The sequence below is a fragment of the Curtobacterium sp. MCLR17_007 genome, assembly GCF_003234655.2.
Taxonomy (GTDB): domain Bacteria; phylum Actinomycetota; class Actinomycetes; order Actinomycetales; family Microbacteriaceae; genus Curtobacterium.
Genome location: NZ_CP126271.1, coordinates 2,680,868 through 2,706,810 on the forward strand (window position 1 = coordinate 2,680,868; position 25,943 = coordinate 2,706,810).

The 25,943-nt window shown below is 73.0% G+C and carries 28 protein-coding genes and 1 pseudogene; 11 read left to right on the forward strand and 18 right to left on the reverse strand.

The features are described 5' to 3' along the window. Window positions 1–42: 42 nt before the first annotated feature. Complete coding sequence (locus DEJ13_RS12650) at window positions 43–1,392, reverse strand: hypothetical protein (RefSeq protein ID WP_181436909.1); 1,350 nt, start codon at window positions 1,390–1,392, stop codon at window positions 43–45. A 108-nt stretch (window positions 1,393–1,500) separates the two neighbouring features. Here DEJ13_RS12650 and DEJ13_RS12655 point away from each other — a divergent pair, with 108 nt between their 5' ends. After that, window positions 1,501–1,932, forward strand: coding sequence for a GNAT family N-acetyltransferase (locus DEJ13_RS12655; RefSeq protein ID WP_111105629.1), 432 nt, complete (start codon window positions 1,501–1,503; stop codon window positions 1,930–1,932). A 19-nt stretch (window positions 1,933–1,951) separates the two neighbouring features. Here the strand turns inward: DEJ13_RS12655 and DEJ13_RS12660 are convergent, their stop codons facing one another. The 3 genes from DEJ13_RS12660 to DEJ13_RS12670 are packed head-to-tail and all read right to left on the reverse strand — an operon-like array spanning window position 1,952 to window position 3,457. Continuing rightward, window positions 1,952–2,476: an Lrp/AsnC family transcriptional regulator gene (locus tag DEJ13_RS12660; protein WP_056120132.1), complete on the reverse strand. Its 525-nt coding sequence runs from the start codon at window positions 2,474–2,476 to the stop codon at window positions 1,952–1,954. 52 nt (window positions 2,477–2,528) lie between these two features. After that, window positions 2,529–3,035, reverse strand: coding sequence for a hypothetical protein (locus tag DEJ13_RS12665; protein WP_056119030.1), 507 nt, complete (start codon window positions 3,033–3,035; stop codon window positions 2,529–2,531). A gap of 32 nt (window positions 3,036–3,067) precedes the next feature. Next, a complete protein-coding gene (locus DEJ13_RS12670) occupies window positions 3,068–3,457 on the reverse strand; it encodes a DUF5997 family protein (protein WP_056119033.1) in 390 nt (129 codons plus the stop codon). A 33-nt stretch (window positions 3,458–3,490) separates the two neighbouring features. Between DEJ13_RS12670 and DEJ13_RS12675 the strand changes: the two genes are divergently transcribed. Together DEJ13_RS12675 and DEJ13_RS12680 are read left to right on the forward strand one after the other, a co-directional pair. Then, window positions 3,491–4,306 (forward strand): LysR family transcriptional regulator substrate-binding protein, encoded by an 816-nt coding sequence (locus tag DEJ13_RS12675; RefSeq protein WP_181436910.1) that lies wholly within the window; start codon window positions 3,491–3,493, stop codon window positions 4,304–4,306. Beyond that, a complete protein-coding gene (locus DEJ13_RS12680) occupies window positions 4,303–4,773 on the forward strand; it encodes a GNAT family N-acetyltransferase (protein ID WP_111105631.1) in 471 nt (156 codons plus the stop codon). Before DEJ13_RS12675 ends, DEJ13_RS12680 begins: the two co-directional genes overlap by 4 nt. 7 nt (window positions 4,774–4,780) lie before the next feature. On the opposite strand, the gene DEJ13_RS12685 is transcribed toward DEJ13_RS12680, so the two are convergent. From DEJ13_RS12685 to DEJ13_RS12700, 4 genes are all read right to left on the reverse strand, one after another. Continuing rightward, a complete protein-coding gene (locus DEJ13_RS12685) occupies window positions 4,781–5,599 on the reverse strand; it encodes a DJ-1/PfpI family protein (RefSeq protein ID WP_111105632.1) in 819 nt (272 codons plus the stop codon). A 95-nt stretch (window positions 5,600–5,694) separates the two neighbouring features. Beyond that, window positions 5,695–6,450: an inositol monophosphatase family protein gene (locus DEJ13_RS12690; RefSeq protein ID WP_111105633.1), complete on the reverse strand. Its 756-nt coding sequence runs from the start codon at window positions 6,448–6,450 to the stop codon at window positions 5,695–5,697. Between the two features lie 16 nt (window positions 6,451–6,466). Continuing rightward, entirely contained in the window at window positions 6,467–7,057 is a 591-nt protein-coding gene (locus DEJ13_RS12695) for a DNA-3-methyladenine glycosylase I (protein ID WP_111105634.1), read from the reverse strand. A gap of 462 nt (window positions 7,058–7,519) precedes the next feature. Next, window positions 7,520–9,712 carry a heavy metal translocating P-type ATPase gene (locus tag DEJ13_RS12700; RefSeq protein ID WP_111105635.1) on the reverse strand — a complete coding sequence of 731 codons (2,193 nt, stop codon included), beginning with the start codon at window positions 9,710–9,712 and terminating at the stop codon, window positions 7,520–7,522. 83 nt (window positions 9,713–9,795) lie between these two features. On the opposite strand from DEJ13_RS12700, the gene DEJ13_RS12705 reads away from it, so the two are divergent. Continuing rightward, window positions 9,796–10,887, forward strand: a complete 1,092-nt coding sequence (locus DEJ13_RS12705; RefSeq protein WP_181436911.1) for a glycoside hydrolase family 5 protein — start codon at window positions 9,796–9,798, stop codon at window positions 10,885–10,887. On the opposite strand, the gene DEJ13_RS12710 is transcribed toward DEJ13_RS12705, so the two are convergent. Beyond that, window positions 10,871–11,845 carry a CPBP family intramembrane glutamic endopeptidase gene (locus tag DEJ13_RS12710; RefSeq protein ID WP_111105637.1) on the reverse strand — a complete coding sequence of 325 codons (975 nt, stop codon included), beginning with the start codon at window positions 11,843–11,845 and terminating at the stop codon, window positions 10,871–10,873. The two genes, DEJ13_RS12705 and DEJ13_RS12710, sit on opposite strands and share 17 nt — an antisense overlap. 68 nt (window positions 11,846–11,913) lie before the next feature. On the opposite strand from DEJ13_RS12710, the gene aroQ reads away from it, so the two are divergent. Beyond that, window positions 11,914–12,357: a type II 3-dehydroquinate dehydratase gene (gene aroQ / locus DEJ13_RS12715; protein WP_111105638.1), complete on the forward strand. Its 444-nt coding sequence runs from the start codon at window positions 11,914–11,916 to the stop codon at window positions 12,355–12,357. A 2-nt stretch (window positions 12,358–12,359) separates the two neighbouring features. Here the strand turns inward: aroQ and DEJ13_RS12720 are convergent, their stop codons facing one another. Next, window positions 12,360–12,956: an NAD(P)H-dependent oxidoreductase gene (locus tag DEJ13_RS12720; protein ID WP_111105860.1), complete on the reverse strand. Its 597-nt coding sequence runs from the start codon at window positions 12,954–12,956 to the stop codon at window positions 12,360–12,362. A gap of 87 nt (window positions 12,957–13,043) precedes the next feature. Between DEJ13_RS12720 and DEJ13_RS12725 the strand changes: the two genes are divergently transcribed. Then, window positions 13,044–13,550, forward strand: coding sequence for an MSMEG_6728 family protein (locus tag DEJ13_RS12725; RefSeq protein WP_056119057.1), 507 nt, complete (start codon window positions 13,044–13,046; stop codon window positions 13,548–13,550). Here DEJ13_RS12725 and DEJ13_RS12730 read toward each other — a convergent pair. From DEJ13_RS12730 to DEJ13_RS12760, 7 genes are all read right to left on the reverse strand, one after another. After that, window positions 13,510–13,800 (reverse strand): hypothetical protein, encoded by a 291-nt coding sequence (locus DEJ13_RS12730; RefSeq protein ID WP_111105639.1) that lies wholly within the window; start codon window positions 13,798–13,800, stop codon window positions 13,510–13,512. The genes DEJ13_RS12725 and DEJ13_RS12730 overlap by 41 nt on opposite strands. A 356-nt stretch (window positions 13,801–14,156) precedes the next feature. After that, window positions 14,157–14,426, reverse strand: a complete 270-nt coding sequence (locus tag DEJ13_RS12735) for a hypothetical protein (RefSeq protein WP_146245143.1) — start codon at window positions 14,424–14,426, stop codon at window positions 14,157–14,159. Between the two features lie 78 nt (window positions 14,427–14,504). Then, complete coding sequence (locus tag DEJ13_RS12740; protein WP_111105641.1) at window positions 14,505–15,644, reverse strand: cysteine desulfurase family protein; 1,140 nt, start codon at window positions 15,642–15,644, stop codon at window positions 14,505–14,507. Window positions 15,645–15,647: 3 nt separating this feature from the next. After that, window positions 15,648–16,550, reverse strand: a complete 903-nt coding sequence (gene nadC / locus DEJ13_RS12745) for a carboxylating nicotinate-nucleotide diphosphorylase (RefSeq protein ID WP_111105642.1) — start codon at window positions 16,548–16,550, stop codon at window positions 15,648–15,650. After that, on the reverse strand, window positions 16,547–18,196 hold the full coding sequence (locus DEJ13_RS12750) for an L-aspartate oxidase (RefSeq protein ID WP_111105643.1): 1,650 nt from the start codon (window positions 18,194–18,196) through the stop codon (window positions 16,547–16,549). The genes nadC and DEJ13_RS12750 overlap by 4 nt, the downstream gene beginning before the upstream one ends. Window positions 18,197–18,198: 2 nt before the next feature. Then, complete coding sequence (gene nadA / locus DEJ13_RS12755) at window positions 18,199–19,470, reverse strand: quinolinate synthase NadA (protein ID WP_111105644.1); 1,272 nt, start codon at window positions 19,468–19,470, stop codon at window positions 18,199–18,201. Window positions 19,471–19,481: 11 nt separating this feature from the next. Continuing rightward, window positions 19,482–20,177: an NUDIX hydrolase gene (locus tag DEJ13_RS12760; RefSeq protein WP_056119072.1), complete on the reverse strand. Its 696-nt coding sequence runs from the start codon at window positions 20,175–20,177 to the stop codon at window positions 19,482–19,484. 122 nt (window positions 20,178–20,299) lie between these two features. On the opposite strand from DEJ13_RS12760, the gene DEJ13_RS12765 reads away from it, so the two are divergent. The 3 genes from DEJ13_RS12765 to DEJ13_RS12775 all read left to right on the forward strand — a co-directional run bounded on the left by DEJ13_RS12765 (window position 20,300) and on the right by DEJ13_RS12775 (window position 23,715). Next, window positions 20,300–20,581: an acylphosphatase gene (locus DEJ13_RS12765; protein WP_111105645.1), complete on the forward strand. Its 282-nt coding sequence runs from the start codon at window positions 20,300–20,302 to the stop codon at window positions 20,579–20,581. 98 nt (window positions 20,582–20,679) lie between these two features. Then, window positions 20,680–22,170, forward strand: a complete 1,491-nt coding sequence (locus DEJ13_RS12770) for an MDR family MFS transporter (protein ID WP_111105646.1) — start codon at window positions 20,680–20,682, stop codon at window positions 22,168–22,170. Between the two features lie 294 nt (window positions 22,171–22,464). Then, window positions 22,465–23,715 (forward strand): FAD-binding protein, encoded by a 1,251-nt coding sequence (locus DEJ13_RS12775; RefSeq protein WP_111105647.1) that lies wholly within the window; start codon window positions 22,465–22,467, stop codon window positions 23,713–23,715. Between the two features lie 68 nt (window positions 23,716–23,783). Here the strand turns inward: DEJ13_RS12775 and DEJ13_RS12780 are convergent, their stop codons facing one another. Continuing rightward, entirely contained in the window at window positions 23,784–24,278 is a 495-nt protein-coding gene (locus DEJ13_RS12780; RefSeq protein WP_111105648.1) for a 2'-5' RNA ligase family protein, read from the reverse strand. Window positions 24,279–24,418: 140 nt separating this feature from the next. On the opposite strand from DEJ13_RS12780, the gene DEJ13_RS12785 reads away from it, so the two are divergent. Beyond that, window positions 24,419–25,372, forward strand: a complete 954-nt coding sequence (locus DEJ13_RS12785) for a MetQ/NlpA family ABC transporter substrate-binding protein (RefSeq protein ID WP_111105861.1) — start codon at window positions 24,419–24,421, stop codon at window positions 25,370–25,372. A gap of 83 nt (window positions 25,373–25,455) precedes the next feature. Beyond that, window positions 25,456–25,902: pseudogene (locus tag DEJ13_RS18180) on the forward strand (ATP-binding cassette domain-containing protein); the annotation flags it as partial. Window positions 25,903–25,943: the final 41 nt, after the last annotated feature.

Genomic DNA, 25,943 nt, shown 5'->3' on the forward strand with positions numbered 1-25,943 from the left:
TCGGTGGTGCTGTTCCTGCCGTGCTGGGCAGGTGCACCGATCTCAGTCAGGGGCGACGTCGTGCTCGCCGGAGAGCGACGTGGGGACCGCGTCGTCGGCGATGGTGCCGCGCGTCCCGGCGGCGAGGGGGTCCTGGTCGGCGGACGCGCCGACGGTGCCGATGACACCGGCCCCGGCGGACCCGGAGCTCGCGGTGCCGCCGGAGGTCGAGGAGCCGGCGCCGCCGAGGGGCTGGTCGCCGGGGGTACGGCCGTCGGGGACGACGAGCGCCGTTCCGCCGAGCGTGGCGGACGCGGGTGCCGCGTTGGCCGATGCCGACTGCGGAGTCGCCACGCCGACCGCGGCGCGCGACGGCGCGGAGGGTGCGTCCGCGCTGGCGGCGGCAGCAGCCGGCACGGCGGCAGCAGATGGCGCGAGCGCGACCGGTGCTGCAACGGGCTCGACGGACGCCGACGACGCCGGTGGCGGTGAGGCCCCCGCGGTGCCGGAGCCGGTGCCCACCGGGGGCGCGGGTGCGGGCAGGACGGGAGTGGGGCCTCCAGGCAGGAGGACCGTCGGCGGCGACACGCCGGACACGACGTCCGGGACGTCCCCGACGACCGATCCGACGCTGCCGAGTGTGTCGTCCACCAACCCCGTGACCGGCGCCGTGACGGTGCCGAGCGTGTCGTCACCGAGCACCGTGCCCACGACGGGCACCGCGCCGACCACGTGGTCGAGCGTGCCCACGAGCGAGGTGAACGGGCGTGCGCCCGTCAGGCCCTCGACGGTCCCGGTGACGGGCCGCAGGACGGTGGCCAGCGAGTCGGTCAGCGGACGGGAGGCCGTGGTCGCCGCCGCCGCGTCGACCGGCGTCGCCGGGGCGGTCGCGCTGCTGTCGGTGGCCGGTTCCGCGGGCTGGGCGGCGGTCGCCGGGGCTGGCGCCGGTGCCGCCGAGGTGCCGGCGGGCGCGGCCGGAGTGGCAGCTGCCGCGGGAGCAGGAGGCGCCGCGGGGACGGACGCAGCGGGAGTCTGAGCGGCCGGTGCCGGTGCCGCGACGGGGGCCGCAGGCGCTGGAACGGCTGGCGCAGCCGGAGCCGGGGCCGCCTGCACGGGGGCGGCGGGGACCGCGGCAGCGGGCGCCGGTGCCGCCGGGGGCTTCGGGACAGCGGCCTGGACGGGCTCGACGGCGGTGCTCACGACCTGACCGACGCCACTCGTGACGCCCTGGACGGTGTCACCGAGGCCCTGCACGACCCCGCTGACCAGGCCCTGGGCAGGCGCACGCTCAGCGGCCGACGCGGCGTGCGCGCCGACGGTCAGCGAGAGCAGCACGGCGGCGGCGCTCACCCCGGTGCCCATCAGGGCGTACCGGATCGCAGCGCGCCAGGGTGCGCGCAACGGCTTGTCCATGCGCTCACCTCCTGATCTGGCTGCGCACGTAGAGTGGTTGACCGGCACGGTACGCCTCTCGGGGCGATCCCGGAACCCCCTTCACAAGCAATCGTCAGGAAATCCCGCATGGCCTCGGTCTTCAGCGCTCCCACCCGCAATCTCGACATCGTGACGTTGCACGAGATCCTCCGCCTGCGACAGGACGTCTTCGTCGTCGAACAGGGCTGCGCGTACGGGGACATCGACGGACGCGACCTCGAGCCCGGCACGGTGCAGTTCTGGGCCGGCGAGGGCTCGGTCGACGCCACCCTGCGGCTGCTGCGCGAACCCGACGGCACCGAGCGCATCGGCCGGGTCGTCACCGCTGCCCGGGCGCGTGGCACCGGCCTCGGCGCGCAGCTGATGGAGGCCGCGCTCGCCGAGACCCGCTCCCCCGTCGTCGTCCTCGGCGCACAGGCACACCTCGAGCAGTGGTACGGACGGTTCGGGTTCGTCCGGTCGGGCGAGGACTACATGGAGGACACGATCCCCCACGTCCCGATGACCCGCACGCGCTGAGCCCGGGCACCGGCAGGGCTCAGGCCCGCCAGCGCCGCAGTTCGTCGTACGACCGGGCCTGGTGCCCACGGTCCGCGGTGAGCCGTTCGAACACGATGTTCGTCTGCGTCGTCGCGACGGAGGGGTCCCCGCTCAGTTCGTCGGCCACGAAGTCGCGGAGCTGCTCGGTCGACGTGCAGGCGATGTGCACCAGGAAGTCCTTGTCGCCCGCCAGGAACGACACGTCGAGCACGACGGGGACCCGCAGCAGGCGCTTGGCGAAGTCCCGGAGCTCGTGCCGAGCGGCCGCGTGCACCCGGACGGACACCATCGCCTCGATCGAGAAGCCGAGCCGGGCGATGTCGACGTCCGCTCGGTAGCCCCGGACGACACCGGCGTCCTCGAGTGCCCGGACCCGGGCCAGACACGTCGACGGCGCGATCCCCACCGCGGCCGCGAGCCGGTTGTTCGGGATCCGGGCGTCGGCGGCGAGGGTCCAGAGGATGCGCTCGTCGACCTCGTCGAGGCGCGGCGCGGGGTCGGGTCGAGCGGCACGGTCGGACACGTCGCCCACCGTAGCGCGGGCGGTCGGCGTGCGGTCGAGGGAGGTGGGCGCGCTACATCGCGAGGGTCATGCCGAGCACGGCGACCGTCATCGCGAAGACCTCGCCGCTGCGGACGGCACGTCGGTCCTCGCGACCCCACTCGTACCGCAGCAACCACCCACTGAACGCGCAGTACCCGATCACCCCGCCGCCGAGCACCGCCGTCAACGCGATGCCGTGCGCCGCGTGTCCGTCAGCCAGGCCGGTGGCGTGCCCCATGAGCAGCATCCCGGCCATCACGACCGACGACAGCGCCCGGTGCACGTCCATCGGTTCGGCCCGGCGACCGTCCGCACGTCGTCGTCGCATCACCGGCAGCGGCGCCAGGAGCAGCAGCAGCGTCGCCGCCAGCAGCGTCCACACGGCCCCGGCGTCGACGACGGGCATGAGCATCGCGACGAGCATGACCGCCGCCGGGACGATCACCCCGGGACGCGGGCGGTACCGGTCCCCGACGATGCAGCACACCGAGGCGAACTGCGGCACGACGAGCAGTGCGTCGGACACGGTCTGGTGCACGGGCGGTCCTGGGGACGGGTCGGGCCGGCGGGTCAGCCCTCGGCGCGGGCTGCGGTCTTGGCGGCGCGCTCCTGCTTGACGCGGGCGTTCTCGGCGTGGACGGCGGCCTGCGTGGCACGTTCCTGCACGAGCCACTCGGGCTTCTCGACGAGCAGGTCCTTGATCTGTGCCGTGGTGAGGGCGTCGTCGATGCCGGAGCGGCTGAGCCCGGAGATCGACACGCCGAGCTTCTGCGCGACGACCGGACGCGGGTGGGGTCCGTCGCGGCGCAGGTCCTCGAGCCACTCGGGCGGCGAGGTCCGCAGCTCGTCGAAGGCGGTCCGCGTGACGGGCGCGTCGCGGAAGGACTCCGGAGCGGCCGACAGCAGGATGCCGAGCTTCTTCGCAGCCGTCTCGGGCTTCATCGTCTGTTCCTGCGCCATGGTGACAAGGGTACGGCCCCTATGCTCGGTTGCATGACCGCGGCACTCACCATCGCTTTCGTGCCGGGCGTCTCCCCCGCCAAGTGGGCTCGCGTCTGGCGCGACCGGTTCCCCGACGTCGAGCTGTTGCTCCGCCCGATCGGACAGTCCGAGGTCGATGACACCCTGGCCGGCGACGTCGACATGGTCTTCGCCCGGCTCCCCGTCTCCGAGTCCCACAACGCCATCCCGCTCTGGACCGAGACCGCCGTCGTCGCCACCCCGAAGGACTCGGCCCTGGCGAAGTCGGCGGAGCTCTCCACCGCCGACCTCGCCGACGTGCACGTCATCGACGCCGGTCCCGTCCCCGCGGACCTCGACGCGTCGCTCGACCTGGTCGAGGCCAACGTCGGCGTCGTCGTCCTGCCGCAGTCGCTCTTCCGCAAGGCCAGCCGCAAGGACCTCGTCGCCCGCCCGCTGGCCGACGCCGAGGGCACCCGCGTTGCGCTCGTCTGGCGCGAAGCGGACGCCTCGGACCTCACGGCCGAGTTCATCGGCGTGGTGCGTGGGCGCACCGCCAACAGCTCCCGCAGTCAGCCCGACCAGCCGGGAGGCCCGGACCGCGTCGACGACGACGGCTCGCGGCCGTCCCGCGGCGCGTCGAAGGCCGGATCGGGCGGCAAGGCCGGCACCGGCAGCAAGGCCGGATCCGGCGGCGGAGCGGGGACCGTCGGCGGCAAGGCCAAGGCGAAGTCCCCGGGTGGCGGCAAGTCCGGTGGCGGCAAGAACTCCAACACCGGCAAGGGCCCCACACCGGGCCGCGGCAAGATGCGGGGCAAGCCGAGCCGGGGGTCGAAGGGCAACCGGTGACGGACACGCGCCTGCGGGCGATGCCGGCCACGAGCCTCCCGGCCTGGTTGGAGACGACCATGGCGGAGTACGTCCGGTCGCGGATGCAGTCGGGCGAGAGCCGCGAACGCGCCGAGGAGAACAAGCAACAGTCGCTCGATCGCTGGTTCCCCGGCGGTGAGCCGCTCGCCGGTCACCACGTGTGGGACGTCCTGGACGGCCAGGACACCGTCGTCGGGTACCTCTGGATCGGTCCGTTCGAGACCGGCAGCGCGGACTGGTGGGTGTTCAACGTCGAGATCTCCGCTGACCACCGCCGCAAGGGACACGCACGTCGGGCGCTCGAGCTCGGCCAGCAGGTCGCGAAGGACGAGGGTGCGCGCACCATCGGCCTCAACGTCTTCGGGTACAACACCGGCGCGCAGGGCCTCTACGAGCAGCTCGGCTACCGGGTGACCTCGACGCAGATGCTGCTGCCGCTCGACTGACGGCCGGTCAGCGCATGACCGACGCGGCGGCCTGCGCGACGCGCTCACCACGCGATCCCTCGGCGGCGGCACGGGCCTCGGTCACGACCCGGGCGTCGGCTTGCTCGGCCGACCCGGCGTCGAACGGCGGCTGCGGGTCGTACTCGATCTGCAGCTGGATGCGTTCGGCCTCGGGCTGCCCGGCGAGCTCGGCGGCGAGCCAGAGGGACATGTCGATCCCGGCGCTGACACCGGCCGCGGTCACCACCGAGCCGTCGTCGACCATGCGCTCGTCGGACGGCGTGGCACCGAACGCGGCGAGCATCGGCTTCGAGGCCCAGTGCGTCGTCGCCCGTTTGCCAGCGAGCAGCCCGGCCGCGCCGAGGACGAACGCGCCCGTGCACACCGAGGCGATCCACGTCGCGTCCTCGGCCTGACGTCGGACGAAGGCGATGACCTCGGGATCGAGCATCGCGTCGAACGCCCCGTCGCCGCCGGGGACGACGAGCACGTCAGCGGAGGTCGCGTCCGCGAGGGTCACGGTCGGCACCAGGGCCAGACCGGTGTCGGTGGGGACCGGGTCGAGCGTCGCCGCGACGTACTCGACGCGGGCGCCCGTGACCCGGGTCAGGACCTGTGCCGGACCGACCAGGTCGAGGATCGTCAGGTCGGGGAACAGCAGGAAGGCGATCCGGACCTCGGCGGGGTCGTGATCGGGAATCGTGGCGTCCTCGGCGCGGGCATCGGGCTCGGGCACCACGACGTCGATCGGGACGGCGACGTGCTCGGCGTCGACCGGGGCGACCCGGGTCGTGCGCGGGGCGGCGTCCGGGTGCTCGTTCGTCATGCCGCGACGATAGTCCGGCACCCCCGGGTCGGTCCGTGCTGCGGACTGCCGGCGGCCGACGCCCGACGCCCGACGCCCGTGGTGCGGGATGGTCGTCAGACGGCGTGCAGGAGGGCCGCGGCCTCGGCCACGGACTGCTGCGATCCGGCGAGGTGCCACCGGCGCCCGGCCCGGTGCACGATCTCGGTCGCGCCACCGACCCCCTCGACCAGCGCTCGGCCCGGCAGCCAGTCCCAGTCGGCGCAGTCGTACTGGATCCAGAGCCCGATGTGACCGGCCGCGACGTCGGCCAGGTCGCACGTCCCCGAGCCGCTGATGCGCACCGTCGCCGCCGCGCCCGCGATGCTGCTGAACACACCGGTGACGACCGGGTCCTGCAGATCGCCCGGGTGCAGGTAGGTCGCCACGCTCGCGAGCGCCAGCGCACGGTCGTCGAGCGGCTCGACCGGGACACCGTTGCGCTCCACCCGTCCCGCAGCGGCGACCCAGGTGTCGTCCGCCTCGGGTCGACGGACCGCGGCCGTCGCCAGGCGTCCGTCGACCTCGAGTGCGACGGCGCTGCACCAAGCGGGGAGTCCGGACACGAAGTTGAACGTCCCGTCGATGGGGTCTGCCACCCACCGCCGACCCATGGTGCCACCGGTGGCGCTGCCCTCTTCGCCGAGCAGTCCGTCGCCCGGGCGTTCGCGTTCGAGGACGTCCCGGATGTGCCGTTCGGCCGCTCGGTCGGCTGCCGTGACCAGGTCGGACGCCGACGTCTTCTCTTCGGCAGCGACCCCGGCGGAGCGCATGTGCTCGGCGAGTGCTGCCGACTCGGTCACCAGCGTCCTCGCGAGGGTCTCGTCGTCCATCCGACCACGGTAGCGGTCAGGACCAGACGCCCGAGGTGCCGCGACGGTGGCTGTCGACCAGGTGCGTGTCGACGATGCCGAGCGCTTCCATGAGCGCGAACATCGTCGTCGGTCCGACGAAGGCGAACCCGCGCTTCCGCAGGGCCTTGGACAGGGCGACGGACTCGTCGCTCGTGGTCGGGACCTCGGCGAACGTCGTCGGCTGCGGGGTCGACTCCGGGCGGAACGACCACACGAACTCCGCCAGGCCGCCGTCCGCGCGCAGGGCGATCGTGGCGTTCGCGTTGGTGATCGTCGCAAGGATCTTCGCGCGGTTCCGGACGATGCCCGCGTCGGCCATCAGCCGGGCGACGTCGTCCTCGCCGAACGCCGCGACCGTGTCCGGGTCGAAGTCCGCGAAGGCCGCACGGAACGCGGGGCGCTTGGCCAGGATCGTGCGCCACGACAGGCCGGACTGGAAGGCCTCGAGCGACAGCCGCTCGAACACCCCCCGTTCGTCGCGGACGGGCATGCCCCACTCGGTGTCGTAGTAGTCGCGCAGCATCGGGTCGACCGACGCCCAGGCGGGGCGGGCCAGTCCGTCGTCCCCGGTCACCAGATCACTCACGGGTCCATCCTGCCGGTGCGTGCCGACACCGACGCCGACGACACGTGAGCGGGCAGCGCCTGCGCCGCGCCTGCGCCGCGTCGAGGTCGCGAGACGCGCCGCTTGCGCTGCTTCGAGGTCGTACGAACTGCCGCCAGCGAGGGGCCGGGCCGACGGATCCGGCGATGTCGGCGGACTTGAGCGGCGTGTCGTGCGACTTCGGGCGCGGGCGGGACGGGCCGTCAGTCCGTCCGTGGCCCCCCACCGGGGCGCACGACTCGCCGCGCGTGGTCCCCCGCCGAGGTCGCACAACTCGCGGCCCGTGGTCCCCCGCCGAGGTTGCACGACTCGCCGCGCGTGGTCCCCCGCCGAGGTCGCACAACTCGCCGCGCGAACGTCGTCGAGGTCGCACCATCTGCCGGTCCGAGCGCTCGAGATGCCAGAATTGTGGAACCTCGAGCGGCCGGCGCCCGGTGCCCGGCGTCAGGCGCGGAAGCGCCGCAGCAGCTGGGCGTTCAGGCTGACGATCACCGTCGACAGGCTCATCAGGACCGCGCCGACGGCAGGCGACAGCACGAACCCGACTCCGGCGAGCACCCCGGCCGCGAGCGGCACCGACAGCAGGTTGTAGCCCGTCGCCCAGACCAGGTTCTGCACCATCTTGCGGTAGGTCGCACGGGACAGGTCGATCACCGTGAGCACCCGGCGCGGGTCGTTCGACGCGAGCACCACGCCGGCGCTCTGCACGGCGACGTCGGTGCCGGCACCGATCGCGATGCCGACGTCCGCCCGGGCCAGCGCGGGCGCGTCGTTCACGCCGTCCCCGACCATCGCGACCACCGCGCCGCCCTGCTGCAGGCGTGCGACCTCGGCGTCCTTGTCCTCGGGGAGGACCTCGGCACGGACCTCGTCGATGCCGAGCTCGCGAGCGACCGCGTCGGCGACCTGCTGGGCGTCCCCGGTGACCATCGCGACGCGGACCCCGCGGTCGTGCAGGGCGCGGACGGCCTCGGCGGACTCGGGACGGACGGCGTCGCGCACGGCGAACGCTGCCCGGACGGTGCCGTCGACGACCGCGACGATGACCGCCGCGCCCTCGGCACGCCAGCGCGCGAGTGTGTCCTCGAACTCGGCGGGCACGGCGGCCCCGCGTTCGCGCAGCATGGCAGGACCACCGACCTCGACGCGCTGGCCTGCGATGGTCGCGGTGACGCCACGACCGGGGACGGACCCGGTCTCGGCGACCTCGGACGGCACGGCCACGCCGCGCTGGTCGGCAGCGGCGACGATCGCGCGGGCCACGGGGTGCTCGCTGTCGCGTTCGGCAGCAGCGGCGAGTCCGAGGACGGCGTCGTCCCCGACGGTGTCCACCACTTCGGGCGACCCGGTGGTGAGGGTGCCGGTCTTGTCGAACACGACGGTGTCGACGTTGCGCATCCGCTCGAGCGCCAGGCGGTCCTTCACGAGGATGCCGGCCTTCGCGGCGCGCTCGGTCGAGATCGCGACGACGAGCGGGATGGCGAGCCCGAGTGCGTGCGGGCAGGCGATGATCAGCACGGTGACGGTGCGGGTGATCGCTTCGGTCGGGCTGCCGAGCAGGATCCACACGACGAAGGTGATGATCGCGGCGCCGGTGGCGAAGAAGAACAACAGCGCTGCTGCGCGGTCGGCCAGCACCTGGGTGCGCGAGGACGACGACTGCGCCTCGGCGACCATCCGCTGGATGCCCGACAGCGCGGTGTCGTCACCGGTCGCCGTGATCCGGACGCGGATCGAGCTGTCGGTCGCGACGGTGCCGGCGACCACGCGGTCCCCCGAGCCGCGCTCGACGGCGACGGACTCCCCCGTGATCATCGACTCGTCGACCTGTGCGCGGCCATCGACGACCGTGCCGTCCGCCGGCACGCGTCCGCCGGGGCGGACCACGACGGTCTGGCCGACCTGGAGGCTCGACACGGCCACCCGGGACACCTCACCCCGGTCGTCGATGACGTCCGCCTCGTCCGGCAGCAGGGCCGCGAGCGCGTCGAGGGCACTGGACGCGACGCCCATCGCGCGCATCTCGATCCAGTGGCCGAGCAGCATGATCACGATGAGGAGCGCGAGCTCCCACCAGAAGTCGAGGTCGAGCCCGAACAGGCCGAGGCTGGTGATCCAGGACGCGACGAAAGCCACGACGATGGCCATGCCGATGAGCAGCATCATGCCGGGCTGCTTCGCCCGCGCTTCGGAGACGCCGCCCGACAGGAAGGGCCATCCGCCGTACAGGAACAGCACGGTGCCGAGGACCGGGGAGACCCAGCCCGCCCAGGCCGCGTCGGGAAGTGGATAGTGCAGGATGTCCGCGAACATCGAGCTGAACGCGACGACCGGCACCGCGAGCACCAGGCTCCACCAGAACTTGTCGCGGAACATCGCCGCGTGGTCGCCGTGCCCGCCGTGCCCGTGGTGGTCGTGACCGCCGGCGCCGTGCCCGTGGTGGTCGTGCCCGGCGTGCGCCTGGTCAGCCTGCCCGTGACCCGCGTGCGCGTCGTGATCGGCAGCGTCGGCGTGCCCGTCGCGGGCGGTGTCCCGGTGCCCCTGACCGTCGACGCCGAGGTCGTGCCGGAGGGCGTCGTCGTGGGCGGCGTCGCGGACGGTCGTGCCGCGTTCCTGGTGCTCGTTGTGCTCGGCCATGCCCCCATGATACCCCCTGGGGGTACATGCCGACAGCGGGAGCCCCGATGGACAGCCGCCCCGGTCGGGTGGACCATGACCCCATGAGGCGATCCACCATCCTCCGGCGCAGCGTCGCGACCGGGCTCACCGTCATCGCGGTCGTCGCGGGGTTCCTGGTCCCCGCGACCGCGGCATCCGCCGCCACCACACCCGCCGTGCCCGTCACCGCCCTGCGCGTGACGAAGAACGTGATGGTCGACACCGCCGGCAAGGCCGTGAAGCTGCGCGGCGTCAACCGGTCGGGCACCGAGTACAACTGCCAGCAGGGCGGGGGCGTCTTCTCCGGACCGACCGACCAGGCCTCCATCGACCTGCTGCGGTCGTGGAACGTCAACGCCGTCCGCCTGCCGCTGAACGAGCACTGCTGGCTCGGCATCGACTGGGCACCGCAGTCCACGGGCGAGCCCTACCGTGCGGCGGTCCAGGACTACGTCAACCGTCTGGCGGCGAACGGCATCCGGACGATCCTGGACCTGCACTTCACCGGACCGAAGGCGATCTGGGGCGAGCAGCAGAAGGAGATGGCGAACACGACGTACTCGCTGCCGTTCTGGACGTCGGTCGCGAGCCGCTTCGCCGCCAGCCCCGCGGTGCTCTACGAACCCTTCAACGAACCGCACGACATCTCGGTCGACTGCTGGCGGAACGGCTGCACGATGCCCGAGGGCTGGCAGGCAGCCGGGTACCAGCAGCTCGTCTCGACGATCCGGGCCACCGGGGCGAAGCAGCCGATCATCGTCAACGGGCTCGACTGGGGCCACGACATGGCGCCGCTGCTGACCGCGATGCCGACCGACCCCGCGAAGGCCCTGGTGGCCGGCCAACACCTCTACAACTTCAAGAGCTGCGTGACCGCGTCGTGCTGGACCGCGAAGTTCGGGCCGGTCGCCGCGAAGATGCCGATGGTGGCCGAGGAGATCGGCGTCAACGACTGCTCGACCACGATGCCGCTGGCCTTCATGCGGTGGATGGACGCGAACGGCGGCGACGGGTACGTCTTCTGGAACTTCGGCACGACGGGCTGTCCGGACGGCGGCCAGTACGGCGGCTCGGCACTGATCAGCGACTGGAACGGGACGCCGACCCCCTACGGGGACGCGGTGCGGCAGTACTTCCTCAGTCGCCCGGTGTGACGCTCGGCTCGGCGCCTCGGGTGCGGCGCGGCGCGAGGTCACCCCTGCGGCGGACGGCACCGGTGAGGACCAGCACGGCGATGACGGCAGCCAGGACGATCCACCCGGACACCCCGAGCGGACTGTGGAGCACGGTCGAGACGCCGACCCCGGATGCGCCGAGGACGGCACCGACCCCGGCCGCCCCGTTCACCCCGGCATGCGCGAACACCGCGGGCCAGACCGATCCCGTCCGCAACCGGAGCCACCCGAGCACGATGCCGAGCAGGACGCAGGCGACGACCATGAACACCACGCCGAGCGCGTCGAACCGGCCGAAGTTGTAGCCCAGCAGGATGATCGGCGTGTGCCAGAGGCCCCAGACGACCCCGGAGCCGACCAGTGCGGGCCAGGTGCCGAACCGCAGCAGTGCGGGTACGAGGAAGCCACGCCACCCGATCTCCTCGCCGATGGTCACGATCGCGTTGACGGCCGCCAGCAGGGGCAGCTGCACGAGCTGGGCCGTGACCAGCACGCCGATCGGCACGGGCAGCTCGGTGAGCCCCTGTGCGCGGAGCAGGTCGCGGAAGCCGCTGAACCCGGTCAGGTCGAGGGGGAACCAGCCGGCCAGCGCGGCGACGGCGAGTGCGGCGAACGGCAGCAGCACGCCGCCCAGGTAGGCGGCGACGGTGACCCACACCGTGCGCTTGGCGGGACGGAGCGGCCAGACGCCCAGGAACCGCAGCACGGGGCGCGGCCGACGGCGTCCGAGCACCAGGAACACGAGCGCCGCCGAGACCAGCGGGGTGAACATCATGCCGACGATCAACAGGGTCGCCCCGGGCGCACCCAGGCCGCGCCCGGACAGCCACAGCGGCAGCGTCACGGCCCAGGCGCCGCCGAGCGCCAGCACCAGGAACGCGACGATCGACCACAGCGGGACGGTGCGGTCGGGCTGCGGGTGCGGGGCATCGGTCACGGTGGAATGCTACCGGCCACCATCGACGGACACCACGGTCGGCGCCGGCTCGTGGATAGGATCGCGCCATGACCGAGCAGTCGCGCATCCTCGTCCTCAACGGCCCGAACCTGGACATCCTCGGCCGGCGCGACCCGGAGCAGTACGGCACGGTCACCCTCGCCGAGATCGAGGCGGTCGTCCACACCGAGGCGGCCGTGCACGGGCTCGACGCGGACTTCCGGCAGACCAACCGCGAGGGCGAGCTCGTCGAGTGGCTGCACGAAGCGCTCGACGACTTCGCCGCGGTCGTCATCAACCCCGCCGCCTACGCCCACACCTCGGTCGCCCTGCACGACGCCGTCGAGGCCCTGAGCGTGCCCGTCGTCGAGGTGCACCTGTCGAACACGTGGAAGCGCGAGCCGTTCCGCCACGTCGACCACGTCGCGACGGCTGCCACCGCCGTCATCGCGGGCGCGGGCGCGGACGGCTACCGCCTGGCGGTCGCCCACGTGGCGTCACTGCTGGCCTGAGGTCAGAAGTCCGCTGGTCGCCGGACGTCGGTCGTCGCCGCGCCGACGAACCCGCCGCGGATGATCGGCAGCGCACGCCGGACGGCCTGGTCGATGCGCAGCTCGAGGTCGAGGCTGCTGATGTCGTAGCCGCCCTCGCGCTTGGTGAAGTCCCGCTCGTTGCCGAAGACGCCGAGCGGCAGCGTGGTCGACTGGAAGAAGCCGAACAGGGGCCGCATCTGGTGCTCGACGAGCAGGGCGTGTCGGTCGCTGCCGCCCGTGGCCGTCAAGAGCACGGGGGTGTCGACGAGGTCGTACTGCCCGACCCAGTCGGAGAAGAGCTTGAACGCCCCGGAGTACGCCGCGCGGAACGCCGGGCTGCCGACCACGAGCACGTCCGCGGACTCGACGGCCTCGAGCGCGGCGACGGTCGCGGGTGCCATCGCCGCGCGGTCGGACGCTGCCCCCAGGTCCGCCAGCAACGGGCCGATCTCGACGACCTGGGTCCGGGCGTCCTCGATGTCGTCGGCCAGCCGTGCGACGGTCGCCGCGACCAGGGTCGACGTGCGCGAGGGGTCGGACGGGCTGCCGCTGACACCGACGACGAGTTCTCCGCTCATGCGGTCGATGCTCACACGCGGCGCCGGTGCCGTGCCCGCGTGTGACGACTTGTGTCACCCCAGCCACGGCGGCGTACCGTCCCCGGCATGCAGACGTTCCTGCCCTTCGCCGACTTCCGGGCCTCGGCCGAGGTCCTCGACGACAAGCGGCTCGGCAAGCAGCGCGTCGAGACGCTGCAGGTCATGCGGGCGCTGACGCTCCCCGACTACGGGTGGCAGCACCACCCGGTCGTCGCGATGTGGCGCGGGTACCGCCCGGCGCTCATGGCGTACCAGGACGCCACGTGCTCCGTCTGGCTCGAGCGCGGGCACGCCGACACCTGCCTGGCGAAGACGCTGGCTGACCTCGGACGCTCCCCGGACGACCTGGCGGCGTACGAACGCGGCGACTTCCCGGTGCCGTCGTGGAACGAGGACGAGGCCGTGCACCGGTCGCACCGGTCGAAGCTGGTGCAGAAGGACCGCGAGCACTACCGGCCGCTGTTCCCCGACGTGCCCGACGACCTGGACTACGTGTGGCCCGTGCCGTCGGCGGCGAAGGACACCCGTGACGTCACGCGATCGGCGTCCACCGCCCACCGTCGCGCCGGGTGACGACGTCCGACCGCACCTCTACGACGTCGCGGAGCCCGGCGACCACGTGCCGCCCGACGGCGACCGCCTCGGTGTCGTCGGCCGTCTCGTAGCGCACGACCGCGCACGGGACCCCGCGCAGCAGACGGACGTCCTGCGCCTCGACGACCGCGCGCTCCCCCGCGAGCCGCGCGGCGGCGGGCAGGACGGCGTCGGGGGCGACACCCGGCGCGAGGGCTCCGACGGCGAGCGTCACACGGTACGAGGGCACGACCCGACGCTACCGGGCGTCGTCGTCGGTGGGGCGCACCCTGACCCGCCGCGGGCGCACGAGCTCGGAGGCGTCGTCCAGGGATGACGACGTGGCGCACCCTGACCCGCCGCGGGCGCACGAGCTCGGAGGCGTCGTCCAGGGATGACGACGTGGCGCACCCTGACCCGCCGCGGGCACAGGGGCTCGGAGGCGTCGTCCAGGGGTGACGACGATCCGGGCCCGCAGCGGGGCTCAGGGTGCAGCGAGCCGCGACGACAGGGATGCCGTGGCCCGCTCCGGACACCGCTTCAGGGGCGACGTCCGGCTGGTCGCGTCGCCCGGCCCGTCGCTGACGGGCTCGGACGACGCCGGTCTCAGTGGTCTCCGACGTCCTCCCGCCAGCGGTCCGACTCGGCCGGAGCAGGCATCGCCCGTCGCGCGGCGGACGGACAGACCATCGGGAGCACGGCGCTCGCCACGGTCGCGAGCGTGCCCACGACCGCGATGAGCCCGAGGGGTGCGGACCCGACGTCGTGGCTCGCTGCCACGGTCAGCGCGAGGACGGTCGCGGGTGCGGGCAGGAGCTGCACCACCCGGAAGCGGTCTCCCCGTGGGGCCCGCCGCGTCGTCATCGCATCTGCCATGTGGACACTCTGCCCCACCGCGCATGTCCGCAGAAGGGGGGACACGGCCCCAGTGCTGGAGTAGAACGTCTAGTACACTCAGCGCATCGCCCGGACCGTGCTGACCGCGTCCGCGACGGCCCGGACCACGAGCGGGACGTCCGCCGCCGACAGGGTCGCGTCGAACGTCAGCCGCACGGCACTGCGGGCGACGTCCTCGGACAGTCCGAGCGCCGTGAGCACGTGCGAGGCCTCGGTGCTGCCCGCGGCGCAGGCACTCCCCGAGGACGACACGACGTCGCGCCGTTCGAGCTCGAGCAGCACAGTCTCCCCGGTGACGCCCGGGAAGCAGAACGACGCGTGCCCGGGCAGCCGATGGTCCAGCGACCCGGTGACGAGCGCGCCGGGCACCTCGTGCAACACGCCCGCGATCACCGCGTCGCGCGTGGCCGTCGCCTGGGCCGCCGAGTCCGCGCGTCCGGTGTCCGCGAGCGCCAGCGCGGTCGACACCGCCACCGCACCGGCGACGTCCTCGGTGCCCGAGCGACGACCGCGCTCCTGCCCACCGCCGTGCACGAGCGGCTCCACGGGCACGCCCGACCGGACCACGAGCACGCCGGTGCCCTTCGGCGCGCCGAGCTTGTGCCCGGAGAAGCTCAGCGCATCGACGCCGAGCACGTCGAGCCCGACCGGCAGCCACGGCGCGGACTGCACGGCGTCGGTGTGGAACCGCGCGCCGACGGCACGGGCGACCGCGCCGAGCACCGGGAGGTCCTGCACCGTTCCGACCTCGTTGTCCGCGTGCGCGACCGAGACGAGCGTCGTGTCCGGTCGGAGCTCCGCGGCCAGCACGTCCGGGTCCATCCGCCCGGTGGCGTCCACGGGCAGCACGGTGACGGCGAACCCGTGGAAGCGCTCGAGGTACCGGCAGCTCTCCAGGACCGCCTCGTGCTCGATCGCGCTGGTCACCACGTGGCGCCCGCGCGGTGCTGCGAGCGCGATGCCCTTCACGGCGGTGTTCGCGCCCTCCGTGCCGCCCGCGGTGAAGACGACCTCGCCGGGCCGGCATCCCAGGACCTCGGCGACCTGTCCGCGCGCGGCCGACAGCCCCCGCGCCGCCTGGTCACCGAGTCCGTGCGTCGACGACGGGTTGCCGAACCCGCCCGTCAGCCAGGGCCACATGGCCTCGAGGACCTCGCGACGCACGGGCGTCGTGGCCGCGCGGTCCAGGTAGAACACGGATCAGACCACGGACGCTGGCGCCGACGCCGGAGCGGGCGCCACGTCGACGTCGAGCCCGAGGTCGAGCGCCCGTGCCGAGTGCGTCAGCGCCCCGACCGAGATGACGTCGACGCCGGCTGCGGCGATCGTCGCGACGGTGTCCAGCGACACCCCGCCCGACGCCTCGACGAGCGCACGGCCCGCCACCAGCTCGACGCCCCGGACCAGGTCGGCCGGGCTGAAGTTGTCGAGCATGATCGTGTCCACCCCGGCTGCGACGACCGGCTCGATCTGGTCGATGCGGTCCACCTCGACCTCGAGGTGCACGGTGTGTCCGAGCCGTTCCCGAGCGCCGCGGATGGCCGGGCCCAGCCCGATCCCGCTCGCCAGCAGCACCGCCAGGTGGTTGTCCTTCGCGAGCACCGCGTCCGACAGCGACGTGCGGTGGTTGTGCCCGCCGCCGCACCGGACCGCGTACCGCTCGACCGCGCGCAGCCCCGGCGTGGTCTTGCGCGTGTCGACGATGCGCGCGCGGCTCCCCGCCACCGCGGCGACGTACCGCGCGGTCACCGTCGCGATGCCCGACATCCGCTGCACCAGGTTGAGCGCCACCCGTTCGCCGCGCAGGACCGCGCGCGCCGGACCGGTGACCGTCGCCAGGACGTCACCCGCCACGAAGGCGCTGCCGTCGGCGACGTGCAGGGTGACCTGGATCGCCGGGTCGACCGCGTGCATCACCGCGGTGAACACGACACCGCCGCTGAGCACCCCGGGCTCGCGCGCACCCAGGGTCGCGGTGGCCGTCGCGGACGCCGGGATGAGGGTCTCGCTGGTCACGTCCCCCCATGGGGCGTCCTCCTCGAGCGCGGTGTGGATCACGCGCTGCAGGGCGTGCGGTGGGATCGAGCCGGGGTCGACGGTCATGCGAGTGCTTCCTCGGGGACGAGCGCGAGGGCGGTCGGAGCCTTCGCGGGAGCGAGGACCCAGGCGCGCGCGGTCGCGGCGTCCGGGTCGGATTCGGGGTGGTCGGTGCGGGCATGGGCGCCGCGGGACTCGGTGCGGGCCTCGGCGGCGCGGGCGGTCAGGCGGGCCAGGTCGAGCAGCGCACGGTCCTCGTGCTCGCGGACGGTGCGCGGGACGGGCACCGCGAGTGCTGCGAGCTCGCGTCCCGCGAGCGCCAGTCCGTGGGCGTCGCGCAGCAGGCCGACGCGGTCCGTCATGACGGTATGCAGGGGCTGCCGGACGTCGGCCGCCTCGCTGGGCCGAGCCGGGCCTCCAGGCCGACCTGCGTGCGGATCCACCGGACGGGAGGCCCGGGTCGACTCCGCCGTGTCGTCCACCGTGGTGACGGCGAGCGCCGCGTCGCCGCGCAGCCGGAGCAGGCCGGGTCGCGGGTCGCCGAGCGCGTCCGCGGCGCGGACCGCGAACACCAGTCCCTCGAGCAGCGAGTTGGAGGCGAGCCGGTTGGCGCCGTGCACGCCGGTGCAGGCCGTCTCGCCGACGGCCCAGAGCCCGGGCAGGCTGCTGCGGCCCTCGGCGTCGGTCGCGATGCCGCCCATCGCGTAGTGCGCCGCGGGGGCGACCGGGACGCCCTGCCGGGTCCAGTCGAAGCCGGCAGCGCGCGTGGCGCGGGTGAGGCCCGGGAACCTGCTGACCAGGAAGGCCGGGTCGAGCGCCGTCGCGTCGAGCTCGACGAGCCCGGTGTCTCGGACGGCCGCGGCGATGCCGCGGGCGACGACGTCCCGCGGGGCGAGCTCGGCGTCGGGGTGGACGGCCCGCATGAACCGGTGGCCGCGAGCGTCACGCAGGACGGCGCCTTCGCCGCGGACGGCCTCGGACACCAGACCACCGCCCGGGACCGCGAGCCGGGTGGGGTGGAACTGCACGAACTCCAGGTCGGCGAGGACCGCCCCGGCACGCCAGGCCGCTGCCTGCCCGTCACCCGTCGCGACGAGCGGATTGGTCGTCTCGCGGTACAGGTGGCCGGCGCCGCCGGACGCCAGCACGACGGCGTCGGCGTCGATGCGTCGGGGATCGCCGAGCAGGTCGAGGACGTCGACCCCGACGACGGCGCCGTCCCGCACGACCAGGTCGGTCAGGCAGGTGCGCTCGAGGATCGTGACGTGCTGGCGGTGCAGCGCGGCGATGAGGGTCTGCTCGATCGCGGCGCCTGTCGCGTCGCCGTCCGCGTGGACGACACGCCACCGGGAGTGTGCGGCCTCGCGTCCCCGGGCGAGGTCGTCGCCGTGGCGGTCGATGCTGGCCGGGTCGGTGGTGCGGTCGAAGGGCACGCCGAGCGCGAGCAGGTCGCGCACACGCGCGGGTCCGTCGGTGCACAGGACCTCGACCGCGCGGGCGTCCGCGCTGCCGGCGGCGGCCAGGTGCGTGTCCGCCACGTGCAGCGCCGCGGTGTCGTCGACGCCGAGCGCGACGGCGACCCCACCCTGGGCGTGGCTGGTCGCGGCGTCGGCCAGGGCGCCCTTGGTGACGAGGGTGACGTCGTGGCGGGCGCTCGCCCGGATGGCGGTGGTGAGCCCCGCGATGCCGGAGCCGACGATGACGACGTGCACGGTCAGCCCCTGGGCTTGGCGGCGAGCATGCGCTCGAGGGCGACCTTCGCGTCGGCCTTGACGGCGTCCGGTACGACGATCTCGTTGAGGACCTCACCCCGGACGAGTGCCTCGAGCACCCACGCCAGGTAGCCCGGGTGGATCCGGTACATCGTCGAGCACGGGCAGACGACGGGATCCAGGCAGAAGATCGTGTGCTGCGGGAACTCCGCCGCCAGGCGGTTGACCATGTTGATCTCGGTGCCGATCGCGAACGTCGTCGGTTCGGTGGCCGCGGCGACGGTCCGGCGGATCAGGTCGGTGCTGCCGGCGACGTCCGCGGCGTCGACGACGGCCATCGGGCACTCGGGGTGCACGATGACCTGCACGCCCGGGTGGTCCGCGCGCGCCCGCTCGATCTGCTCGACCGTGAAGCGGCGGTGCACCGAGCAGAACCCGTGCCACAGGACGACCTTCGCCGCCTGGAGGTCGTCGGCGGTGTTGCCACCGAGCGGGTTCCGCGGGTTCCACATCGGCATCAGGTCGGTGCTGATCCCCATCGCCTTGGCGGTGTTGCGGCCCAGGTGCTGGTCGGGGAAGAACAGCACGCGCTGCCCCCGCTTGAACGCCCACTCGAGCACCGTCGCCGCGTTCGAGCTCGTGCACACGATGCCGCCGTGCCGCCCGCAGAACGCCTTGAGGTCAGCGGCGGAGTTCATGTAGGTGACGGGGATGACCGGTACGCGGCCGTCGGCGTCGGGCTCGGTGCCGTAGACGGACTCGAGCTCGGCCCACGCGGCCTCGACGCTGTCGATGTCGGCCATGTCCGCCATCGAGCACCCGGCGGCCAGGTTCGGCAGGATCACGCGCTGGCCGTCGCGGGCCAGGACGTCGGCCGTCTCCGCCATGAAGTGGACGCCGCAGAACACGATCGCCTCGGCGTCGGGCTTGGTCAGGGCGGCGTTGGCGAGCTGGAACGAGTCGCCGAGGAAGTCGGCGTGCCGGACGACCTCGTCGCGCTGGTAGAAGTGCCCGAGCACGACGACCCGGTCCCCCAGGGTCGCCTTCGCCTGCTCGATGCGCTCGTGCAGTTCGTCGGCCGGCGCCTGCTTGTACTCGTCCGGCAGGACACCCTGTCGCGGAGCCGTCGTGGGGATCACGTCGGACATCGACGACCCCGGGCCGTAGCCGGGTCGGGCGTCGAAGTCCCACGTCGGCATCGCGAGGTCGGGGGTGCAGGTGCTGCCCTCGGCCCGGCCGTTGGAGATCAGTTCGATGGTGGTGGCGATGGACACGGTGGTTCCCGTCAGGTCGTGCGGGTGGTGGGGCCGGGCTGCAGCGGGCCGTTGTCCGCGTAGGCCAGGTCGGGGTTCGAGCGGTACAGGCGGGCCGGACGGTGCCGGTCCCCGCTCGTCGTCTCGTCGGTCGCGATGACCGCGTCGGACTGCGCGACCTGCCGCCGGAAGTTGGCGGGGTCGAGCCGGCGGCCGAGCACGGCCTCGTACACCGCGCGGAGCTCGGCAAGGGTGAAGCGGTCGCCGAGGAACGCCTGCGCGATCCGGGAGTACGACATCTTGGTGCGGAGCCGCCACAGCGCGTACTCGGCGATGCGGTCGTGGTCGAACGCCAGCGGCGGGTGCTCGTCCGCCAGGAACCAGCGCACGTTCCAGTCGTCGGGCACCGAGCTCGCCTCGTCCGGACGGACGAGGGCCCAGTACACGATCGACACGACGCGGGTGGGCGAGCGGTCGACGTCACCGAAGGCGTAGAGCTGCTCGAGGTACCGCGGCTGGACGTTCGTGGTCTCGCGCAGTCGCGCTGCCGCCGAGTCCTCGAGCCCCTCGTCCGGGCGGACCCAGCCGCCGGGCAGTGCCCAGGATCCCGCGTACGGCTCGGTGGTCCGTCGGACCAGGGGCATCCACAGCGCCGGCGCCCCGGTGTCGGGGTGCGGGCGCAGGGCGACGATCACGGTCGAGACCGCAACGCGGATGCCGTCGTCCATGTTCCACTCGTTTTGGTCAGATCGACCCGAACTGTTCGGGTTGAGGAGACACTATCACTGCGTCGCGACATCGTGACACGACAGTGACGATCCGGAAACACGCCCGGCCTAGCGTGGTGCGCATGACAACGGTGACACGGGTGCACGCCGTCGTGACGGGAACTGTCCAGGGGGTCGGGTTCCGCTACTGGACGGCACGCAAGGCGGACGGTCTCGAACTCACGGGGTACGCCCGGAACCTGTTCGACGGCACGGTCGAGGTCGAGGCGGAGGGTCCGGCGCCGGCGGTCGACGCCCTCGTCGCGCTCCTGCACTCCGGGCCCCCGAGCGCGACGGTGACCGAGGTCGCGATCCGACCCGTCATCCCGCACGGCGACGCGGAGACGTTCGACATCCTGCACTGATCGTTCATCGTCGGTGTCGGCGTGTCGTGGAATGATCGAATCCGTTCAGGTGCTGCAGCTGAGCAATGCCCATCGACTCTCGTTCGGAGCCCCTCCCCATGACCGACCACGCCATCGACACCGCTCCGCGGACGGGCAGTCAGCCGCAGCAGCAGGGCCGGACCGCCGCGGACGACCGGCTCGTGATCGGGCTGCTGCTCGTGTCCGCCTTCGTCGTCATCCTGAACGAGACGATCATGGGCGTCGCGCTCCCGCGGCTCATGGACGACCTCGACATCAGTGCGGCCACGGGCCAGTGGCTGACGACCGGGTTCCTGCTGACGATGGCCGTGGTCATCCCGATCACCGGGTTCCTGCTGCAGCGCTTCAACACGCGGCCGGTGTTCGTCTGGGCGATGAGCCTGTTCTCCGCCGGCACGCTGATCGCCCTGCTCGCTCCGGGCTTCACCGTGCTGCTCGTCGGCCGCATCGTGCAGGCCAGCGGCACCGCGATCATGATGCCGCTCCTCATGACCACGGTCCTCACCCTCATCGAACCCGCGCACCGTGGCCGCGTGATGGGCAACATCTCGATCGTCATCTCGGTCGCGCCGGCCATCGGCCCGACGATCTCGGGGCTGATCCTCAACGCGTTCTCGTGGCGCTGGCTGTTCGGCTTCGTGCTGCCGATCGCGATCGCCGCGCTGATCCTGGGCATGGTGAAGGTCAAGAACGTCGGGACGCCCCGGACGGCTCCGCTCGACGTCGTCTCGGTCGTGCTGTCCGCGTTCGCGTTCGGTGGGATCGTCTACGGCCTGTCGAGCATCGGCGAGATCGCGACCACCGGTCCGGTCGTCCCGGTCACGGCCCTGGTCATCGGTGCCGTCGCACTCACCCTGTTCATCCTCCGACAGACCCGGCTGCAGCGCTCCGACCGCGCCCTGCTCGACCTCAGGACCTTCCAGACGAAGGGCTTCACGGTGCCGATCGTGGGGATGGGGCTGAGCTTCCTGGTGATGCTCGGCACCCTCATCGTCCTGCCGATCTACCTGGAGCGCGTCCTCGGCCTCGAGGTCATCAACGTCGGCCTGCTGCTGCTCCCCGGCGGCCTGCTCATGGGGCTGCTCTCGCCGATCGTCGGTCGGGTCTACGACCGCCACGGCCCGCGGGTCCTGCTCATCCCGGGCACCGTCATCATCAGCGTCGTGATGTGGGGGCTGGCCACCGTGGGCACGGACACCAGCGTGTGGTTCGTCCTCGGCGCCCACGTCGTCCTGAGCATCGGGCTCGCGCTGACCTTCACGCCGCTGTTCACCGCGGCGCTCGGCGGCCTGCCCCCGAAGCTGTACTCGCACGGCAGCGCGGTGCTCGGCACGGCGCAGCAGCTCGCCGGTGCCGCGGGCACGGCCCTGTTCATCACGCTCCTGACCATCGGCGCGGCGACGGCCACGGCCGGGTCGGGTGCGGCCGGCGCTGCCGAAGCCACGGCCTCCGGCGTCTCGACCGCCTTCCTGGTCGGCGGCGTGATCTCGCTGTTCGGGATCCTGGCGGCGTGCTTCGTGCGCAAGCCCGTCACGCCCGAGGGCGCGCCGACCCCGATCGCGCACTAGCCGGCGACGCACCCCAGCCGCGCCCGGTGATCGCGGCGCGGCCGCTGGTCCCCGTGGTCGCGGTGCGGATCAGCATCGCACCACCAGAACCGGCTCCAACCACGGACTTCCGTGGTTCGAACCGGTTTCTGTTGTGCGCCGCCGCGCCGCACCGGCGCAGCCGCGCCGCACCGGCGCAGCCGCGCCGGCGCAGCCGCGCCGGCGCACCGGCGCAGCCGGCGCAGCCGCGCCGCGCCGCGCAGCCGGCGCAGCCCGCGCAGCCTCGCTGTCACCCGCGCGTGGCATCGTGGGCGCATGCGGTCGACGACGAGCGAGCTGAACTGGTCCGGCACGGTGACGTACACGGCGTCACGGGTCGAACGTCCGACCTCCCTCGACCAGGCCGCCGCGATCGTCGCCCGCGAACCCCGCGTCCACGGGCTCGGCACCCGGCACTCGTTCAACGACGTGGCCGACACCCCGGGCGTGCTGCTCGACCTGACGCAGGTGCCCACGGACCTGGTCGTCGACCGGACCCCCGAGGGCACGACGGTGACCCTCGGCGCCGGGACCCGCTACGGCGACGTCGCCCCCGCGCTCGACGCCGAAGGGCTCGCCCTGCACAACATGGGGTCGCTCCCCCACATCTCGGTCGGCGGCGCGATCGCCACCGGCACGCACGGCTCCGGCACCACGCTCGGGTCGCTGAGCTCCGCCGTGCGGGGTCTCGAGCTGATCAGCGCCGACGGCACGACCCGCACGGTGACGAGCACCGACCCGGACTTCCCGGGGACCGTCCTGCACCTGGGGCTGCTCGGGATCGTCACCCGCGTCACGCTCGCGGTCGAGCCGAGCTACCGCATGCGCCAGGATTCCTACGGCCCCGTCCACTGGCGCACGTTCCTCGACCACGCCGCCGAGATCCACGCCGCGGGGTACTCCGTCTGCGCCTACACCCGCTTCGGGGACGACGACGAGGGCGGCGCCATCGGCGAGGTGCTCGTCAAGTCCCGCGCCGAGCACGTCCCGGACGACCTGGTCGGCGCCCCGCGGCTGCCGGGAGGCCCGGGCGACGAGCACCGCACCGCCCGTGACGGCTCGATGGGACCGTGGTGGGACCGGCTGCCGCACTTCCCGATCGGCTCCGTCCCGTCACACGGCTCCGAGGTGCAGAGCGAGCACTTCGTCCCGCTCCGCCACGCGGCCGCCGCGCTCGACGCCCTGCGCGGCCTGGCCGACCGGATCCAGCCGCACCTGCACGTGGCCGAGCTGCGGACGATGGCCGCCGACGACCTGTGGCTCAGCCCGACCCAGGGTCAGGACGTGTTCTGCATCGCCTTCACGTGGAAGAAGCACCCCGAGGCCGTCGCGGCACTCCTGCCCGACCTCGAGGCACGGCTCGCCCCCTTCGACGGCCGACCGCACTGGGGCAAGATGAGCTCGCTCGACGGCGACGCGGTGGCCGCCCTGTACCCGCGCCTGCCCGCGTTCCGCGCGCTGGTCGCGCGTGCCGACCCGGACCGGACGTTCGCGTCCGCCTTCGGCGAGCGGGTGCTCGGGAGCTGAGCCGGTGCTCGGGACCTGAGCCGGTCCTCCAGTCGGTCCAGGAGGCCCCGCCCACGCCGCCTCGCCGGTCAGGCCAGCGGCGTGGTCACCTTCGTGTCGCCGTCCCAGTGGCGCAGACCGCCCACGGTGAGCACCTCGGGCAGCGGCGCGTCGGCGGCGACGGCCCTGAGCGCCGTCGGCAGGTCGACGTCGCGGATGCGGCGGGCAAGGGTGACGTGCGGCGACCACCGACCGGGTGACGACGGGTCGAGCGACCCGGGTGCAGCCTGGTGCACGGCGCGGTGGAAGCGTGCCAGCGGCTCGTCGACGACCACGCCCAGGCCGAACACGTGCCGACCGGGCCCGGCGGGGAAGAGCAGGACGCCGGCGACCCGGAGTTCGGTCGGCAGCGGGTGGTCGAGGCCGATCGGCATCGGGATGGACTCCCCCGCGGCGAGCGTGACGTGGGGGTCGTTGGTGCCGGAGTGCCCGAGGCTCGGCAGCTCCGCGGCGACGAGGGACTGCCAGAGTCCGCGCACCACCTGGTCCGAGCGGTCGTCGAGGACGAGTTCGATGCTGCGCACGACGTCGAGTCTGCCCGGACCGCCTGCGTGCCCCACACGGATGTAACACGGCGGAACGCGAATCGCCCGCGTGCCCACGGCGGGGCACACTCGGTGCAGTCCACGAGCGTGTGACCCCGCCCGACCACGAGGAGCACCCCATGACCGCACCCGCACTGCCCGACAAGCCCAAGCGCAAGCGCCCCGTCGGCTGGATCGTCGCCGCCGCGGTCGTCGTCGTGGCGATCATCATCGCCGTCGTCGCCGTCGCCGTCCGCTCGGGTGGGTCCTCGGACGCGGCCGCCGGTGGCTCGGACGCGGCGCCGAAGACCGTGACGATCGGTGTCGCCGACAAGTCGCTGCCGTACTGGAACACCTACGTCGACCTGGCGAAGCAGAAGCTGAACGTGACGGTGAAGCTGCAGAACTTCTCGGACTACTCGCTGCCGAACCCGGCGCTCAAGGACAAGCAGATCGACATCAACCAGTTCCAGCACATCCAGTACCTGGCGAACTACAACGTGACCTCGGACGACGACCTGCAGCCGATCGGCGCCACGGCCGTCTACCCGCTGCCGCTGTACTCGACGAAGGTGACGAAGCCGTCCGAGTTCCAGGACGGCGCGAAGATCGCGATCCCGAACGACGCCATCAACGAGGCCCGGGCACTGCTGGTGCTGCAGTCCGCGGACCTGCTCGAGCTCAAGGACGGCGGCAACGCGTTCTCGACCGTCGCCGACATCACCTCGCACAAGGTCGACGTGCAGCCGCTCGACGCCTCGCAGACCGCGGACGCGCTGCAGCAGGGCTCGGTCGACGGGTCGATCGTCAACGTGAACTACGCCACCTCGGCGGGACTCGACACGAAGGACGCGATCTTCCAGGACGACCCGAAGAGCGCCTCGGCCGCACCGTACGTCAACGTGTTCACGGTGCGCGACGCCGACAAGACCAACAAGACGTACCTGTCGCTCGCCGAGCTGTTCCAGGACGACGCCGTGCAGAAGGTGTTCGCGAAGGACTACCCCGACGCGGTGACCAGCGACGCCAGCCCGGCGACGCTCCAGAAGGAGCTCACGACGGTCGAGCAGGACGCGAAGGCGGCAACGAAGTAGTGGCTGCCCTCGTCGAACTCCGCGGCGTCTCGAAGCGCTACCGCCGCGCGGACACCGGCGAGACCGTGGTGGCCGTCGAGGACGTGTCCCTCGACGTCGAACAGGGCGAGGTCCTGGGCGTCATCGGGTACTCCGGCGCCGGCAAGTCCACCCTGGTCCGCCTGGTCAACGCCCTCGAGCTGCCCACCTCGGGCACGGTCACGGTGGCGGGCCAGGAGCTGACGGCGATCCCCGAGCGGGACCGCCGTCTGGCGCGCCGCCGCATCGGGATGGTCTTCCAGCAGTTCAACCTGTTCCGTTCCCGCACCGTCGCCGGCAACGTGGCGTACCCGCTCAAGGTCGCCGGCGTCGGCAAGGCGGAACGGGACCGCCGCGTCGCCGAGCTGCTCGACTTCGTCGGACTGCTCGACCGTGCGCACTCCCACCCCGAACAGCTCTCCGGCGGGCAGAAGCAGCGCGTCGGGATCGCCCGGGCGCTGGCGTCGAACCCCGAGCTGCTGCTCGCCGACGAGGCCACGAGCGCACTCGACCCGGAGACCACCTCCGAGGTCCTGTCGCTCCTGCGCCGCGT